The sequence below is a fragment of the Pseudomonas sp. GW821-FHT02H06 genome (assembly GCF_059421525.1).
This window is the reverse complement of the sequence record NZ_JBWKVD010000025.1, coordinates 1-17,288: the sequence shown is the minus strand read 5'-3', so window position 1 is coordinate 17,288 and position 17,288 is coordinate 1. Positions and strand designations below refer to the sequence as shown.

Below are 17,288 nucleotides of genomic sequence, written 5' to 3'. Positions count from 1 at the left end.
AAGTCATTTTCTGCCCGACCCTGACGCCGCAGGCCGAGCCGCACTGACAGACACGCCTACGGCCTGATTGGGCAGTGAGGCATCGGCGCTGCTTGCGTTTTCGTTGACGTCCTGACCACCGAGGTTGTACGTGCTGTAAGTGCCGGCGCCGACGCTGTCGGCAGTCCAGAAGGGATAATCGAGCCAGCCCAGATAGGTGGTTACCGGAACGTCTCCGGCGTAACGCATCCACAACGCCTTGAATTGCGTCAGCGTGATAGGGACGAGGCCCCCGGCAGCGCAAGCGTCTTGCATACCCTTCCAGTCAGTGTTGGCGGTCAGAAAGTGAACCATCGTGATGCCGCTTACCGTTAGCGCGTATCGGCGGGTCTCACCCGAACTGTCCGTGGCCGTGATGTCGCAAGTGCCATTGGTCAGCGCTGTCACCAGGCCGTTGTCGTCTGCGGTCGCCACTCCCTCATTGCTGCTGGCGTAGGTGTAAGGCGCGACGCCCCACGTTGCAACACGGCTTATGTGAACGAAATCGGGAAGCGTTGCGGGTGGCCTTGTTTCGGCCACAACATAGTTGTGCGCCGACAGGTCCAACGATGCAGGGCCTCCAAATCCGCCCCTGATGCTCAGGACCAATTCTTCCGAACGTTGCTCCTGCTGCTCATTGGCCGGAACGACGCCGTACCAGACAGCAACTGTGCCTTCGGCGTAGAGCACGAACGCCGAAGCCGGAATCTCGAAATCGAAACCTGAACCCGGACCGTGTCGATTGACGTTGATGTAATCGATCAACGTGGTGTCGACGTAGAGGTTGACGCGGTCGAGGTACTTCAACGCTCCAGGCGGCACGTGGGCGATGATGGGGCGATCTGGATCGGTGCCGGGGTCGAGAAAGCCGTCATCCGCCTCCTCAATCTCGGGTTTGCTCCAGTCAGCTATCGCTCGGGTGCGGGACTTTTTCTTCTCCGTCAGACGCCTGGCTTTCAATGCCATGCCTCTGGTAGCCGCACTAGCCAGATAAGACACTTTTCCGCTCAGCAGAGTTTGTACTGCGCTGCTATCACCGCCACCCAATGCGTTGCCCCAAGTCACGACCCTGCCGTCGGAGGTGAGCGCCACGAAACTCTGGCTGTTGGCGTAAACCGCCTGCACGTTGGTCAGCTCGGTGACGACCGCAGTGGTATCGCCTCCTACCGTGGCATCCCCCCACGCGACCACTGTACCGTTGCGACGCAAAGCGGCGAACGCCTTGGCATTGCCGACTACTTCAACAATGTCACTGAGTGTGGCGATGTCCTGAGGAACGGTGCCGCCATAAGTGGCAGGCCCCCAAGCGACCACACGACCATTGCCTCGACGGGCAGCGAATGCCTGCCAGGTGGCACTGACCTCGACAATGTCGGTCAGCGTCGTGATGTCCTCAGGTACAGTGCCGCCATAGGAAGCATCGCCCCACGTCATCACCTGTCCTGTAACTCTTATCAGAGAAAACGCCCGAGCAGTACTGCTCCCCAGCTCGGTGATATCTGTCAGCGCGGCGATAGTAGAGGGGACCGTTCCACCATTGGCAGCCGTGCCCCAGGCAACCACTCTTCCGTTTCCACGCATGGCGGCGAAGGCTGTGAAGTTACCGGTCACCTCGACAATATCGGTCAGCCCGGCAATCTCACTCGGTACAGTGCCTCCGCCATCGGCGCTGCCCCAGGCAACCACTTGCCCGGTGGCCCTTATAGCGGCAAATGCATTTCCGGCACCAATGACCTGGGTGATGTCGGTCAGGCCCGCGATTTCCGGAGGCACGACACCGCCAGATTCCATGACTCTGCTACTTAGGCGGGATGATCTGGTAGGAGGACTAGGTATCACCTCGGCGCGGCCCCACGCAACTACATTGCCGGAAGATTTGATGCCTGCGAATGCCATGCTGTTGCTGGATATGGCGACACAGTCCGCCACGGATGCAACTGGAGCCTCGGCAAACCCTTGGACAGGCGGTGAAACCTCACCGACGGGGAGGGTACCGCCTTCCTCTGGATTTCCCCACACGACCACGTAACCGTTCAACCGGCGTGCTGCGTATGCGCTGCGGGTACAACTGACTTCAACGATGTCGTCCATGGTGATGATGGTCGACGGGATCTGCCCTCCATAGGCAGCGTCGCCCCAACCAATGACGTCATGGATGTCGCGATGAGCAACCATCGCGGCGTCGCCTGTAGTGGTTGTGTCGTTCCCACTGCCAATGATATTGGCCGGACTCAAAGCGACGATATCGTCACTGGTACTGACACGCAGAACCAGATCGGGGCGTGTGTCACGAAAGCTGGTTCCCGGAACCCAATCCGCTCCGTCTCCCTCGTATTGCCATTGGGCGGAGATCACAGCACCTGTCGTGGCGTCGAATGCGCTGATACGCCGCGGTGTCGCCGATGCCCTGTAACTGCCGCGATTGAACCGCGCTCCCATGATCTTGAGTCTGCCTGCGCCGATACTGGTCTTGATGTCATAGACCGCATTGGGTGACGGGCCGTCAATTGTTCCGCCCACTCGTTTCACGGTGAAATCCAAGGTCACACTGTGTCCGTCGTTGGCGACAACCGTTGCGTAGTCAATGTCGAACGTCATCTCGCCGGCCGCGGTCGCCGTCTTCACTGGCGATACGCTGCCGGCCCCGGATTTGCCCGTCCAGGTCAGGGTAACTTCATCCCCCGCTGTCAGTTGCGCATCAACGCCGATGGTCACATGTGCACCGTTGCGCACTGTGTTGGGGTCCAGGGTCGAGCCGACCGCCTCTACGATGGTCGGTGCAGGCAATGGCAGAGCAGCGGCTTCTTGAACTGCGAACGTCAGCGGCATTGAACATTTATCGTCCCCCTCCAGCGGGGTCACGGTGTAGGTCAACGTCACAGTGCCGTCCACGCTTTTGCGGACCTGCTCAAGCGTCACCGTAAACGTCACGTCTTTGCCGACGGCGTTGCCGGAGATGTTTTTGCTAGAGGTGTAGGGCGTTGTGCCCTTATCGTCTAGCCAATTGATCGCGACGCTGTCTCCTGAGACCATGCCCTCCCAATGCGGAACCACGATTTGCGCGCCGCCGGGGATCTCTTCAATTTCCAGGATGCAGTCCTCACTGCCCGCCACCAAAGGCGCGACCAGAAGAGGTTGTTGTACGGCTCCCACTGTGAAACTGAGCTTTTCTGAGTCACTGCGGCGATCCGCACGCTTCACCCAGTACGAGGCCTCGACAGTGCCGCCCTTGTTGCCTGAAATAGCTGCTTGAGAAATCTCGAACACTATGTCTTTGTTCAGGGTGAGTGATGTGATCGTGATCCAGTCTTCCACGTCTAAAGCGATGCCATGCCACAGGTAATGCACTTCATCGCCCATGGCCATTTCCCGGTAGGCCGTAACGGTCAGCTTTGTTCCGGGTAACTGGGGATCCATCACTCCATAGGCATCGATCCCTGCAACTGCTGGCGCCAGTAACTCGGCAAGCGGCTGGCCGATGTTCAGCGTTGTGGCGCGGGCAGATTCGCGGTTGACGGGCGTGCCTTCCACATCTTTGACGAGGATGAAATACAACCCGAGGGTGCCGCCCTCGATCGCTTTGAGGTGCGTGCCCGGTACGGTGATATTGATCGGAGCCTTGTTGGTCGCTTCGCCGTTGGTGATGTTATGCGGGCTCAACAGCGGGTCGTAAATGCTCAAGTCAGGCCGGGTGCCGATCCATTTCAGGACGAGCTGATTGCCGGCCGCCATGCTGTCATCCCACGGGATCTGCACGGTCGTGATGGGGAGGTTCGGATTGATCGCGCCCTGCGCGGCATCAAGGGCAACCGGCGCGGCCATGCGCACGGCCTCGCCAATGACACTGATGAACGCCCCATTGGACTCCGACCTGGTACTGTCCTGATGCAGCAAATAATAAGAGAAAGCCGCCTGGGTTTGAGCCAGCTGTCGGACCACGGCGTTGGGGATCTGTATCTCGTACATATCCGGCAAGTCGTCGATAATGATTTCCGGCGCCTCATGGGTGACCTGCTGGCCCTCGGCAGTGGTGCCCGTCAACTTCACCACGATCTTGTCGCCCAGGAGGAAGCCATCCTTGACCTCCCCGAAACGCGAGAGTGCCTGTTTGCCCATCGACGCGCGCAACTGCGCGGCCTGTTGCGGCGTTAATGATTTGTAGAGTTGCTTCGTCATCTTGCGATTATTGGACGCCCAGACCACCACCGTTACCGGGCTGCTCCCCAATGTGTCCAGGTCCAGCACGTTACTGGTTGCTTCACGGACAATCGGCGAGGGCAGCCGGGAGGTATCGGTCCTGACGGTGATACGGATCTCGGCGGCCCAGTCCTCCGAGCGGTTATCGACGATGTCGGAGACTTCATAGGTCACGGCCAGGCCTTCATTGTCTGAGTCTCCAGCCTCAAGAATGACTGCCTCGTCAACGGTGATTACGATCGGTTGATTCACTTCCTCTGCAGTGACCTGGTGGTACACAAACTTCCCGCCCCAGGAAAGCTTGATGACGTTCCATTCAGCCATTTCAGGGTACGGCGCAATCGTGACTGGCACGCCCGCCTTGGCATCCTCATCATCTACGCCAAATTCAACGATCTCCGGCGGCATTGACAGTCTTAGTGCCGAATGCCCGGGGGTATCCCCGTCCTGATCTTTGCCACCGGGGCGCTCGATTTTGACCATTATGTCGGTGGGGTCGGACCGCTCAACTTCCTGGCCCAGCCGCTTCACGTTGTACCACAGGGTGTAAATGCCGGAATTGAGGTGCCTGGCCTGAATAAAGGCAGTCACCCGCTGGTTGACCTCCTCCGCCGTGATGGACTCCGAGGTGACCTCCACGGGCTGGCCTGGATTATGCTCAGGGTCAGAGAGGAGCGACACCGACACGCTGTCGCCGGTACCCATGGTCGACCACGCCGGAATATAGAGCTGCAAGCCGTTTTGCGGAAAGTTATCCAGCACGGCGCCGTGGTTGATGCCCCATAGCGTCTGGTTGGGTGCAGCGGGTGGCTCGGGAAGAGGCTGATTGGTGCGACCGGGGATTTCCAGCTTGTCGAGAGCGTTGGTACCACTGGAAGGGCGAGACGAGTTGCGCGGCGCTGAGGTCATGGCGGTTGACTCCTGTCGGGAAATTTCCAGGAGTCATTGGGCGCCGGATTGCGGGAACTGACTACTGTCAGAAGTGACAGGTTCTGCTGCCTTTGGTCGGCTTTAACGGCGTGCAGCACTGCCTGTCATTGTTGGGCAGATGACACGTTCAGAGGTGTCCGGCCGTTGAGTGGAGGGTTATTTCCAGCTGTGAATGGGCCAGCCCGCTTGTTCAGCCCTCTCGCGCAGCACGGGGTCCGGGTTCACTGTGTGAGGAAAATCTACCTTCTCCAGCAGTGGCAGGTCGTTGCGCGAATCGGAATAGAAACTCGCGCCCTCCAGGTTTTCGCCTTCCTGATCCAGCCATGCCATCAAGCGGGTGATCTTGCCTTCGCGGTAGGTGAGCACACCGCTGGTCTTGCCGGTGTAAACGCCGTGGGCGACTTCCAGGTCGATGGCCAGCACTTCATCAACGCCGATGCGCTCGGCAATGGGCTTGACCAGATGCACGCCCGACGCCGAGATGATCAGAATGCGATCGCCCGCAGCGCGGTGCTCGGCAATGGCTTTGGTGGCATCGCTGAAAATGATCGGCTCGATGTAGTCCTCGACCCAGGGCCCCACCAGAAAATCCACTTCCTCCGGCGTGCGCCCGACCATCGGGTCCAGGCTGAACGCCATGTAATCTTCCATGGCGAGTTCGCCCCTGCCGTAGGCGGCCATCAGCTCATGGTCCTTCTTCATGAACCACTCGGGATCGACCCAGCCCAGCCGCCCCATCTGTTCGCTCCACAGGCTGGAACAGTCACCGTGGATCAGGGTTTCGTCCAGATCGAAAATTGCTAAAGGCACGCGCGCGCTCCATTGGTCAGTGTGGGTTCGGTCGGCGTCTGGCGCGCAGCTACAAGTGTCAAGCGGCAAGCTGCAAGAGGGAGCGGCGGTGATCCAGCTTTTTCTTGCAGCTTGTCGCTTGAAGCTTGCCGCTTCAAACGGCACACAACGCCGACGCTTCGATGTGCAGGGTGACGCGCTGGCCGTTCGGGTGCAAGTCGCTGGCCGAGCGATTGAGCACGTCGACCACCAGTTCAACGCCCCGGGCCTCGACGCGATAGCGGATCACGTTGCCCAGCAGGCTGTGGCTGCGCACTTCGCCTTCCAGCGAGCCGGTCAGGCTCAATTGAATCGCTTCCGGGCGGATCGCCACGCGGCTGTTGATCGGGCGTTGCATCAGGCGGCTGGCGGCGTCGGCCTCCAGCAGGTTGTAGCTGCCGATGAAGCCGGCGGCGAAGGCGTCGACCGGCGCGGTGTACAGGGTTTCGGCGTCGCCGCTCTGCACGATTCGGCCCTGATTCATCAGGAAAATCCGGTCGGACATGGTCAGCGCTTCTTCCTGATCGTGGGTCACGAAAATCGTCGTCAGGCCCAGCTCCTGCTGAATCGCACGGATCTGCTCGCGCAGGTGCTTGCGGATGCGCGCATCGAGGGCCGACAGCGGTTCATCGAGCAGCAGCAGGCGAGGGCGGGTCACCAGGGAACGCGCCAACGCGACGCGCTGACACTGCCCCCCCGACAGCTGATGGGGATAGCGCGTGGCGAACTCGTTCAGCTCCACCAACTTGAGCACCTCGGCCACGCGCTGCTTCATTTCATCGGTGCTGACTTTCTGCATGCGCAGGCCGAAGGCAACGTTCTGTTCCACGTTCATGTTGGGGAACAGCGCGTAGCTCTGGAACACCATGCCAATGCCGCGCTTCTGCGGCGACACCGGCACCAAGTCTTTGCCGTCGAGGAAGATGCTGCCGCTGGTCACCGACGTCAGCCCGGCGATGCAGCGCAGCAGGGTGGATTTGCCGCAGCCGGACGGGCCGAGCAGGGTGACGAACTCGCCTTTCTGGATTTCGCAATTGATGTCGCTGAAGACCGCCGTACTGCCGTAATTTTTCTGCAGGTTTTCGACACTGACGAAGCTCATATCAGTCTTTGTCCTTGTTCAGTCGGTTGGCCGCCCACGTCAGCAGCAGTACGAAAAAGAAGTAGGAAATCACCAGCGCGCTGTTGAAGTGGCCGCTGCTGTTGCGCATGTTGTTGAGGTAAACCTGCAGGGTTTCGTAGCGGGTGCCCACCAGCAGATTGGCGAACACGAACTCGCCGAACAGGAACGAGAACGACAGCAGCAGTGCGATCATCAAGCCCTTGCGCAGGTTCGGCAGCACCACCAGAAACGCGGCTTGAAAGGTATTGGCGCCAAGCAGTTGCGCGGCGTCCATCAGATCGACCAGGTTGATCGCTTGCAGGTTGTTGGTGATCGCCCGGTACATGAACGGCAATGCCACGGTGAAGTAGCAGCCGATCAGAATCCACGGCGTACCGACCATCGCCAGCGGCCCCGAGCCGTAGAGCTGCAACAGACCCACCGACGACACCACCGGCGGCACCGCGAAGGGCAACAGGATGAGGATGTTCATCAGCGCGTCGAGCTTGGGGAAGTGGTAATGCACGACGAACAGCAGCGGCAGAATCAGCACCACCGACAACGCTAGCGCGCCGACGCACACCAGCAGCGACTGGCCGAACGCGCGCAGAAAACGCGGATCGCTCCACAGCGCGACGTACCATTGGTAGGTCAGGCCGTCGGGCAGAATCGTCGCTGACCAACTGGTGGCGATGGAATACACAAAGGTGCCCAGCAGCGGCGCCAGCAGAATCAGAAACAGCAAGTACACCACGACGCGGTGGTAGAGCCCCGGCGGGCGGCGTTCAGCGCGAGACATGGTAGCTCCTCTTCAACAGCCACTGATGCACGACGGTCACCAGCGTCATCATCCCCACCAGAATCATCGCCAGGGCGCTGGCCATGTTCGGGTCCAGCGTGATATCGCCCGCGACCATCGCCGCAATGCGGATCGGCAAGACGTTGAAATTGCCGGTGGTCAGCGCGTACACCGTGGCGTAGGCGCCCAGCGCGTTGGCCAGTAGGATCACGAACGTGCCGAGCAGCGCCGGGGTCAGCACCGGAATGCCGATGTGCCGCCAGAAATCCCAGCCGCTGGCGCCCAGCAGCGATGCCGATTCGCGCCAGTCTTCCCGCAGCGCGTCGAAGGCCGGGTAGAGCAGCAGCACGCCCAAGGGGATCTGGAAGTAGGTGTAGAGAATGATCAGGCCGGTTTTCGAGTACAGGTTGAAGTCATCGATGATCCCGGCCTGTTTGAGAATCAGCGTCAGCGCGCCGTTGAAGCCGAGCAGGATGATGAAGGCAAACGCCAGCGGGACGCCGGAAAAGTTACTGGTCATATTGGCAAAAGCGCTGACGAAATCCCTCAGCCGCGACGGCACCTTACGCAGCGAATAACTGCCGAGAATCGCGATGACGATGCCGATCAGGCTCGACCAGAAGCTGATCTCCAGGCTGTACTGCATCGCCTGGCGGTAGAAGCGCGAATTGAAGGCCTTGATGAAGTTGTCGATGCCCCAGCCGGCGTCCGATTGCAGGCTGTTGATCGCCACCCAGGCCAGCGGCGCGATCTGAAACGCAATGAAGAAAACCGCAAACGGCACGAGGCACAACAGCCCCAGCCATTTGCCGCGGCTTTGTGAATTCACTTGAGCACCTCTCTGCACACAGGTTTGTCGTGGGGCACGCCGAGCAGTTCGCAGACGGTGCCGCAGATCTCGGTCTGTTTCGGTTGCGCATCCGGATTAAGGCTGAAGGCGTCACCGAGCACGAACAACGGGACCTCGCGTTCTTCCGGCAGCACGCCGTTGTGGGAGCGGTCGTTGTTCATGCCGTGGTCGGCGGTCACCAGCACTTGATAGCCCGCATCCAGCCAGCGCTGCAGGTACTCGGCGAGGATGATGTCGGCGGTACGCGCGCTGTTGCGGTACTGCGGGGTGTCCAGGCCGTGCTTGTGGCCGGCGTCGTCGATATTCATCGGGTGGACGAACAAGAAGTGCGGTGCGTGGGCGGCTCGCAGATGCTCGGCATCGTCGAACAGGTGTGAATCGGGGTAGTGATCGACGTAGTAGAAATGCCCGTGTTGAATCGGCAGGTCGACGTCGTCGGTGTGACGGTCGCGTGCGGCAATGAAGGGGCTGCGGTTGTATAACTCGCTGACCCAGTGGTACGCGGCAGCGGCGGTGGTCAGCCCGGCATCGGTGGCGTAATGGAACACGCTGCGCTGGGTGGAAAGCCGGGACACCTGGTTGTGCACGATACCGCTGTCGATGGGCGCAACGCCGGTCAGAATGCATTCATACAGCGGGCGCGACAGCGACGGCAGTTCGCATTCGAGTTTGTACAACGCCGCGCGGCCCGCATTTCGGTAGGCCAGCAAATGCCCCATCGCATGGTGCGCCACGCTGTAACTCAGGCCGTCCAGCAGGATGAGGATGACGTTGTGTTTCATGGCGTCTCCGGAGGGGGGATCCCCACACATTGCTGTAGGAGTGAGCTTGCCCGCGATCGCGGTATGCCTGCGACAGACAGGTTGACTGACGCACCGAAATCGCGAGCAAGCTCACTCCTACAAGGGGCCTGCATCAGCAGTAAAGGATCACTGCATCTCGACGATGACTTGCTCGTTCCACAGTTGTGGCAGGGCTTTCGAGGTTTTTTCCCAGGCTGCCGCGTCTTTGATCGGCGTCACGTTCTTGTACTGCTCGTTAGGCAGTAGCTTGGCTTGCACGTCTGGCGGCAGGGTCAGGTGTTCGGCGCGGATCGGGCGCGCGTTGCCTTTGGCCAGGTTGATTTGGCCGGCGTCGCTGAAGATGTACTCACGGGCCAGCTTGGCAGCGTTCGGGTGCTTGGCGTATTTGTTGATGATCGTGGTGTAGCCCGAGATCACCGAACCGTCGGACGGGATCAGCACAACGTAGTCGTCAGGATTGGACATCTTGGCCTTGTAGCTCAGGCCGTTGAAGTCCCAGACCACGCCCACTTCCACTTCGCCTTTTTCCATCGACTGAATCGACGGGTTGTTGATGCCCAGGCGCTTTTGTTTGGCCAGTTCGGTGAACAACTGCAGGCCCGGCGCGAGGTTGGTTTCATCGCCTTTCATGGAGATCGCAGCGGCCAATACGCCGTTTGCAGCCTGGGCCGCAGTGCTGACATCACCGATGGTGACTTTGTATTTACCATTCTTCAGGTCAGCCCATTTGGTCGGTACGTCCGAGCCGTGCAGCAGCTTTTTGTTGACGATGAAAGCGATGGTGCCGGTGTAGGCCAGCGCCCAGTGACCGTCTTTGTCCTTGGCCCACTCCGGCACTTGCGCCCAGGTGCTCGGCTTGTAGGGTTGGGTCACGCCCTTCGCCACAGCGATCGGGCCGAATGCGGCACCCACGTCGCCAATGTCGGCGCTGGCGTTGTCTTTTTCCGCATCGAACTTGGCCACTTCCTGAGCCGAGCTCATGTCGGTGTCCATGTGCACCAGACCGTACTTGGCGGTCAGGTCGGTCCAGGTGCCTTTCCAGTTCGCCCAGTCATCGGGCATGCCCACGCTGTTGACCGCGCCTTCAGCCTTGGCGGCGGCTTCGAGTGTTTTCAGGTCGGTGTCGGCGGCCATGGCCGAAGCGCTCAGCGCGATGGCCGAACCCAGGAGTGATGCCAGCAAAAGGTGTTTCATTCGAAGCTCCTTTGTGCACTTCTCGACGGACTCATAGAAGTGTTCGTTGCGGATGGTTGGTCTAGGTCAGCAATACCTGAGCCAAGTTAGGCCAGTTACATGACGCTTTCGTGTCTGGACCGACTCTTGCTATGACCAGCAACAGCCCGGGCGATCGCTGTGAAATGAGCGTAGACCATGCTCAACCGCTTGATCTAAAAGGCCCGGATGATTTCCTGAGCGCTAGTCTTGCTGCCGCTCCTGGCTGGAATGTCACGCAACGGTCATCTAGGCTGCCTAGGCTCTGGAGCACCGAAACGGGCCATTCGGCGAGCGACACTGCCCTCAAATAGCGCTGGTCTAGTCCAGATAGGTAACGCAATGCGCGAAGAAATGCCCCGAGCGGTGACGACCATCTGCAACGCGCTGCAAGAGCAGATTGAACACGGCCTGTTGCCGCCGGGCAGCAAGTTGCCCGCTGAACGCAAATTGAGCGAGGTCTTCGACACGACGCGCATTACCTTGCGCGAAGCGCTGGTGCAGCTCGAAGCCCAAGGTTTGATCTACCGCGAGGAGCGCCGAGGCTGGTTCATTTCACCGCCGCGACTGGCCTATGACTTGATGCGCCGCAGCCACTTTCACGCGATGGTTCACGCCCAGGGCCGAGTGCCTGCCACCCAAGTGATTTCCGCGCGGCTGCAACCGGCATCGGCGGTGATTTGCGGGCTGCTGCAACTGCCGGCGCTGTCCAGCGTGATCCAGATCTGCCGCGCCCGCCGGATTGATGAACGGCTGGTGCTTTACGTCGAGCACTACCTCAACCCCGATTACTTCCCGCATATTCTCGATAAGGACCTGAACCAGTCGCTGACCGAGCTCTACGCCAGCCACTACGACATTCGCTACGGCCAGGTGCGTTTCGAGATGGTGCCCACGGCGTTGCCCGTGGAAGCGGCAGCGGCGTTGAAAGTTTCCATCGGCAGCCCGGGCCTGCGGATCGCCCGGGTCAACCACGATCAGCGCGGCCGGCTGATCGATTGCGATCTGGAGTATTGGCGCCACGACGCGATTCACGTGAGCGCGGTGGTCGCGGATATCTAGCCCGGCTTACACCGACGCATCGTCCTTTTTCTCGCGCACCTTATTCACACGCCCGCCACTGGTGCTGACCTGCACGTTCAGGCGCGGCGTCGCCAGGTCCATGCCGGCTTCATCCAGATAGCGCTTGAGCGACAGGTTGAACGCCCGCGACACTTCCCATTGCTTGATCGGCGCGGTCTTGAAGCGGGCGCGGAGGATGGCGTTGCCCGAGTCGAAACTCTCCACCCCCTGAATCTCCAGCGGCGACCAGATGTTGCGCCGTTGCAGCGGATCGGTACGCATTTTCTGGCCGACATCCCGGACCATCTTCAGCGCGTCGTCGATGTTCATGTTCGCCGGAATCGCGATGCGGAAGATCGCGTAACCGAACTCCCGCGAGTAGTTCTGGATGCTTTTGATCTCGCTGAACGGGATGGTGTGGACGATGCCGTCGATGTCACGCAGGCGCACGGTGCGGATGGTCAGGCCTTCCACCGTGCCCAGGTGACCGCCGACATCCACGTAATCGTCGATGGCCAGGGAATCTTCGATGATGATGAACAGCCCGGTGATCAGATCCGCCACCAGCGACTGCGCGCCGAAACCGATGGCCAGGCCGATCACACCGGCACCGGCCAACAGCGGCGTCACGTTCATGCCCATGTTCGCCAACGCGACGATCAGCGCAATGATGAAAATCGTCACGAACAGCACGTTGCGGATCAACGGCATCATGGTCTGCGCGCGGGTATTGGCCAGGCCTTTGCGCGAGCGGGTGAGGGCGTGGTGAATCGCCGTGTCCGCGAGAATCCAGATTAGCCAGGCAAACATAAGGGTCGCCGCCAGCCCGATCAGCCGGAGACTGATGTCGCGGCCGTCGCCCTCGGCGAAGCGGATCAGCGACAGGCCCCAGACCCGAAGGCCCAGTTCGATGAACACCAGCCAGATGAGCAGGTGCGCGACCGTGTAAAAGAAGTTCTTCAAGCGGTCCGAATACAGCGCGTGACGCTTGTGGGCATGGCCAGGCTTGAGCGAATGGCGTTTCACCAGGCCGTTGATGACCATGCACAACACCAGCAGCACGGTGCAGATCAGGGCCTGACGCAAGGCGGTGCTGGTGTCGCCCGCCGAAAAGAAGGTGGCGAACAGGGAAACGCCGACCAGCACCAGCGCCGGCAAGTACCAGAACGTGCCGAGGACCTCGATGCTGTCGCTCAGGGCGCGGCGTTTGAGGCGGCGCGACAGCGCCTGATTGCGGATCAGATGCGCGATCGGGCGACGGAAGCGGATGATGAACAATCCGGTGGACAGCGCAGCCATGACATTGGCCAGGGTCGCGGCGGTGTGCGCCAGGTGCACCCCAAGGCTGGCGACCAGACGCGGGTCGCTCAACGCCTCGCCGAACGCGGCAAAACTGCCGATCCACCACAACGGCCGAAACGCCTGATGGCGCAGGATATACAGCGCTTGGTGGCGGTGCGGCCCGTCGAGCAGAGAAAACGCGATGACACAGACCGCCGAGAACAGCGTGCCGACCACCAGCGCGTAGGCGAGCACCATTGCCAGATCCCTACCCAGCGAGGGCGGCAGCGAGTAACTCAGGTAGATCGTGATCACCAGCGCCACCAGCCACGGGCCCAGCTTGCGTAGGGCGAAGCGCAGCATGTCCGACAGGCGGGGGTGCTGCGGAAGCTCGGCGGAAAGGCCGAAGCGCAGGCGCACCTTGTGGCCCAGCCAGATCAACGCCGCCGCCAGCAAACCCCAGATCGCCAGCACCACGGCAAAGCCCCAGATGATCGGCCACCACTGGCTGGCCGGCAGCATCAGCGCCATCAGCTCGTCCTCCGCCAGCGCCGCTTCGTCCCCCCAGCGGCTGAGCGGGCTGTCCGCGCCGGTGAACTGTTTTTCCAGCTCGGCGAACGAACTGCCGATCAGGCCCAGCACGCCCTGCTCCACGGTCGGCTGCGCCTTCTTGGTGGCGTCCCGCAACTTCTTCAGGTCATCAAGCAACTTCCTGCGCTGCTGATCGTTTTCCAGCGACGTGATCACCTCGTCCAGGGACTGCCCCAACGGCTCCTGGGCCTGGGGCTGCGTCTTGTCACCGCCACTGAGCAGACTCGGCAGGCCAGCGGCATGGCTCAACGCAAACGGAAACAGCGCCAGCAGGCACAGCAGGAACAGGCGGGGCAGAACGGAAAGGCGGGTGGGAGCGATCACCTGGAAACAAACCTCGGATAGACAGGCGCTTGGGGGGGCGTGGTGGGGAACCGTGCCCGGTCAAGCAGAGGCGGATGAGTTTACGAGGGGATGGGGGGTGTGGCGAGTGGATTTTGGCTTAGCTATTTATCAACATCGTCAAGCGGCCAGAGTTTTGATAGAAAACCCGAGGCCGCCTGGCGACTACAACAGTTGACCAAGTAGCCAGCTCAGTCGAGCACCACTATTGCTCTGATGTATTTATTCTTCTCTGGTTGTATCTGTAACAATGAACTCGAATACTTCTGAGTAGGCACGTTGATCACTGCTATCTTTTACTGAGTACTTAACCGTCACCTGGCTGCCTGCGGGGTGCTGAAATAAACCGTATAGCTGCGGACCGGTCAGCTCAATCGTCAACACCTTGGATATATCAGATGCGGCGACGGGGAGCGGTTTGGATGAAGGGAATGGCCCAGGCGGGGGAGTAGCTCCGTCGACCCGTGTTACTTCAGCGATATGAACAGTGATTTCATCGCCAGCCTTAATTGTATCGCCGTCTACAAAAACGCCAAAACTGAATCCTTCTGCAGTTGTGTACTGTTGTCCATTGAATTGGAGTTTTTTAACGATGGGCGGGGCCAAGCTTTTTATGCTCATTACACATTTCCTTTTGTGTGTTTAGATTGCAAACAAAGTATTGGCGGTGGATGACAGAGGGTCAAGTAATTGCGAGCCGAACATCTAGACGTTTTTGCGATTACCTCTAGTGCTGTTGGCTATTAGTTATGTGTGACCCTGTGCTGAGAGGGTATCGCTCATGCGACTCTTGGGAGAATCTTGACAACTTCCGTACAGCATCATCAGCATGCCAAATGTGATAGATGCAATGCCGCTGCTGTAATCGCGTTAGCTGAAACCGACACACAGCAAAAGCAATCTCATCACGACGAGGATGAGAAGGATAAGGTAGTCGTCCATGACAGCATGCTCTTTTGAGAAGCAGTGCTGTCAAGTTAGGTCGGATTGGGGAAATGACTGGCGCCCATGCCAACCGCGGACTAGCGCGCTCTTACCAAGCGTCGTTCAGGGCAACTCGGCACTTGCATAGAACGCCGACAGCACTTTCACCAGATGCGCCAGGTCCTGGCTGCCTGCCAATTCACGGATCGAGTGCATGGCGAAGGTCGGCAGGCCGATGTCGACGGTGCGCACGCCCAGATGACCCGCCGTGATCGGGCCGATGGTCGAGCCGCAGGCCATGTCGCTGCGCACGACGAAGCTCTGCACCGGCACTTCTTCGGCCATGCACAAGTGGCGGAAGAACCCGGCGGTTTCGCTGTTGGTGGCGTAGCGCTGGTTGCTGTTGACCTTGATCACCGGGCCGGCATTGAGTTTCGGGCCGTGGTTGGCGTCGTGCTTTTCAGCGTAGTTGGGGTGTATGCCGTGGGAATTGTCAGCTGAGATCAGCAGGGATTTCTGAATGGTGCGGACGTAGTCGTCACCTTCCGGCAGCAGACGTTGCAGCACTTGTTCCAGCATCGGGCCGTCGGCGCCGCACGCAGACGTCGAGCCGACCTCTTCGTGGTCGGTGCAGATCAGCAGGCAGGTCTCGTCACCATCGGCATTAAGCAACGCTTGCAGCCCGGCGAAGCAGGACAGCAGGTTGTCGAGCCGCGCGCCGGCGATGAAGTCACCGTTCAGGCCGATGACGGCAGCGCTTTGGGTGTCGTAGAAGCTGAGTTCGTAATCGAGGACGACGTCGGCGTTCAGGCCGTGTTCGCGGGCCAGTTGATCGGTGAGCAGGGCGCGGAAGTCGGGGCGTTCATCACCGGCGACCTGGGCCAGGATCGGCGGCAGTTCGGTCTGCGGGTTGATTGCCCAGCCTTCGTTGGCGGTGCGATTGAGGTGGATCGCGAGGTTGGGGATGATGGCGATCGGCAGTTTGAAGTCGATCAGCTGGCTTTCGACTTTGCCGTCGCGGCGGAAGGTGACGCGGCCGGCGAGGGAGAGGTCGCGGTCGAACCACGGCGCAAGCAGGGCGCCGCCGTAGACTTCGACGCCCAGTTGCCAGAAGCCCTGGCGTTGCAGTTCGGGTTGCGGTTTGACGCGCAGGCACGGGCTGTCGGTGTGGGCGCCCACGAGGCGGATGCCGCTGGTGAGGGGCGACAGGCGACCGAGTTTGAAGGCGACGATGGAGGAGTCGTTGCGGGTAACGTAGTAGCGGCCTCCGGCTTCGGTGTACCAGGGCTCGCGTTCGTCGAGCCGCTGATAGCCGGCGCCTTCGAGGCGTTGGACCAGGCTGGCGGTGGCATGAAAGGGGGTGGGGGAGGCCTTCAGGAAATCGATAAGGCCCTGATTCAACTCTTCGCGCATAGGTTACTCCAGGCAGCAATGGGCGGGAGTTTACAGGCCAAAAGGTGTTTTGATCGAGATCAAGATCAATATCAAGATCCTTAAGATCAAGAGCGTCTGTCTGGGGACAGACTGTTTCGCCTTCGGCGAGTTACTTGGAAAAGTCGAAAGTCGCACCATCCCCAAGTAACCAAGGGTGCTTGCTTCTGGTTGGGCCCGACTTCGTCGGGTTCCTTCACTCCGGTCCCGCTCCGTAGGCCCGCGCCGAACGGACATCCATGTCCTGACGGCGCTCTCGCCGCATCCATGCGGCTCGGCCCACTGCGCGAGACCTGCGTTCAGCCTGCACCCAAGTCGCGATTGATGTCGTCTGGGATTCTTGTGTTTGAAGATCAAGATCAAAAGCTTCCCGGCTGAAGCCGGTCCTACGGGGTACGCAGTGTGCTTTTTGTGGGACTGGCTTTAGTCGGGAATAGACGCGGAGCGTCCTCGGATGCATACCCACGCAGAGCGTGGGCACGATCGTAAAGATCAAAAGCTTCCCGGCTGAAGCCGGTCCTACGGGGGTACGCAGTGTGCTTTTTGTGGGACCGGCTTCAGCCGGGAAGAGGCCAGTATGTGCGCTGGCAGTTTTGCAGACCGGCCCCCTTCCCTGTGGGAGCGAGCTTGCTCGCGAATGCTGTTGCTGTTGCTGTTGCTGTTGCTGTGCTTTTGATCTTCCTACACAAAAAGTCCAGACACCGCAAAACGCGACTTTGGTGCAGGCTGAACGGAGGTTTCGCGGAGTGGGCCGAGCGGCATGGATGCCGCGAGAGCCGCCCCCCGCCATGGATGGCGGATGGCGGATGGCGGCGGGCCCACGGAGCGAGACCGGAGTGAAGGAACCCGACGAAGTCGGGCCCAACCGAGAGCAAGCACCCTTGGTTACTTGGGGTGCTTTTCCAAGTAACTCGCCGA

The 17,288-nt window shown here is 60.2% G+C and carries 11 protein-coding genes; 1 reads left to right on the top strand and 10 read right to left on the bottom strand.

The features are described 5' to 3' along the window. Positions 1-3: 3 nt before the first annotated feature. The 7 genes from AC07VF_RS25305 to AC07VF_RS25275 form a co-directional block, all read right to left on the bottom strand. Entirely contained in the window at positions 4-5,124 is a 5,121-nt protein-coding gene (locus AC07VF_RS25305) for an immunoglobulin-like domain-containing protein (protein WP_495007798.1), read from the bottom strand. A gap of 177 nt (positions 5,125-5,301) precedes the next feature. Continuing rightward, complete coding sequence (locus AC07VF_RS25300) at positions 5,302-5,955, bottom strand: HAD family hydrolase (RefSeq protein WP_346631137.1); 654 nt, start codon at positions 5,953-5,955, stop codon at positions 5,302-5,304. Between the two features lie 133 nt (positions 5,956-6,088). Next, a complete protein-coding gene (locus AC07VF_RS25295; protein ID WP_495007797.1) occupies positions 6,089-7,075 on the bottom strand; it encodes an ABC transporter ATP-binding protein in 987 nt (328 codons plus the stop codon). A 1-nt stretch (position 7,076) separates the two neighbouring features. Continuing rightward, entirely contained in the window at positions 7,077-7,874 is a 798-nt protein-coding gene (locus AC07VF_RS25290; RefSeq protein ID WP_495007796.1) for an ABC transporter permease, read from the bottom strand. Then, positions 7,861-8,703, bottom strand: coding sequence for an ABC transporter permease (locus tag AC07VF_RS25285; RefSeq protein WP_192170945.1), 843 nt, complete (start codon positions 8,701-8,703; stop codon positions 7,861-7,863). The genes AC07VF_RS25290 and AC07VF_RS25285 overlap by 14 nt, the downstream gene beginning before the upstream one ends. Continuing rightward, entirely contained in the window at positions 8,700-9,506 is an 807-nt protein-coding gene (locus AC07VF_RS25280; protein WP_495007795.1) for an alkaline phosphatase family protein, read from the bottom strand. The genes AC07VF_RS25285 and AC07VF_RS25280 overlap by 4 nt, the downstream gene beginning before the upstream one ends. 147 nt (positions 9,507-9,653) lie before the next feature. Further along, positions 9,654-10,721, bottom strand: coding sequence for an ABC transporter substrate-binding protein (locus tag AC07VF_RS25275; RefSeq protein ID WP_346625462.1), 1,068 nt, complete (start codon positions 10,719-10,721; stop codon positions 9,654-9,656). 360 nt (positions 10,722-11,081) lie between these two features. Between AC07VF_RS25275 and AC07VF_RS25270 the strand changes: the two genes are divergently transcribed. After that, positions 11,082-11,801 carry a UTRA domain-containing protein gene (locus AC07VF_RS25270; RefSeq protein WP_495007794.1) on the top strand — a complete coding sequence of 240 codons (720 nt, stop codon included), beginning with the start codon at positions 11,082-11,084 and terminating at the stop codon, positions 11,799-11,801. 6 nt (positions 11,802-11,807) lie between these two features. On the opposite strand, the gene AC07VF_RS25265 is transcribed toward AC07VF_RS25270, so the two are convergent. The 3 genes from AC07VF_RS25265 to AC07VF_RS25255 all read right to left on the bottom strand — a co-directional run bounded on the left by AC07VF_RS25265 (position 11,808) and on the right by AC07VF_RS25255 (position 16,352). After that, on the bottom strand, positions 11,808-13,997 hold the full coding sequence (locus tag AC07VF_RS25265; RefSeq protein ID WP_495007793.1) for a mechanosensitive ion channel domain-containing protein: 2,190 nt from the start codon (positions 13,995-13,997) through the stop codon (positions 11,808-11,810). A 240-nt stretch (positions 13,998-14,237) separates the two neighbouring features. Next, positions 14,238-14,636 carry a hypothetical protein gene (locus AC07VF_RS25260; RefSeq protein WP_495007792.1) on the bottom strand — a complete coding sequence of 133 codons (399 nt, stop codon included), beginning with the start codon at positions 14,634-14,636 and terminating at the stop codon, positions 14,238-14,240. A 426-nt stretch (positions 14,637-15,062) separates the two neighbouring features. Next, positions 15,063-16,352, bottom strand: coding sequence for a M18 family aminopeptidase (locus tag AC07VF_RS25255; RefSeq protein WP_192170950.1), 1,290 nt, complete (start codon positions 16,350-16,352; stop codon positions 15,063-15,065). Between the last annotated feature and the right edge of the window lie 936 nt (positions 16,353-17,288).